General features: G+C 66.3%; 1 pseudogene. It reads right to left on the bottom strand.

Annotation, left to right across the window (positions count from 1 at the left end):
• Positions 1 to 179 precede the first annotated feature (179 nt).
• A pseudogene (locus tag J5M73_RS31365) lies at positions 180 to 454 on the bottom strand (hypothetical protein); the annotation flags it as partial.

Genomic DNA, 454 nt, shown 5'->3' with positions numbered 1-454 from the left:
CGATTTGCGCGAGCGACGCCGATTCCGCGTCGAACGCGTCGGCGAGTGCGCGCTGCAGCGCGCCGGGCGCCATCCCTTCAAGCACGGGGTAGACGATGTCGAGAAGATGATTGGGCGTGGTGGTGATCGAGTTCATGCACGATTTCTCTCTGTGGACCACCGCTGCGGCTCTGGCCGGCCTAGCGCGATGTCGTGATGGATGATGGTCGAGTGCGTGTTGCGTCGATGCCGCCCGGTTTCCAGAACGTGCAAGCGGCGATGGCGGCGAGCAGGTGCGCGCACACGACGAGTGCGACGCAGCCCGCCCAGCCGAAGCGCTGCCATGCCGGAACCGGCAATACCGTTCCCGCGCTGCCGCCCAGATAATAGAACGACAGATAAAGCCCCACTGCGAATGTCCGGCCCTCGGCGGTCGAACGGGTGACGAACGCGCTCGCGGCCGCCTGGCCCACGA

This window comes from Pseudomonas sp. 50_B (genome assembly GCF_017491625.1).
GTDB classification, from domain to species: Bacteria; Pseudomonadota; Gammaproteobacteria; order Pseudomonadales; family Pseudomonadaceae; genus Aquipseudomonas; species Aquipseudomonas danubii.
This window is presented reverse-complemented; position numbering and strand designations above follow the sequence as displayed.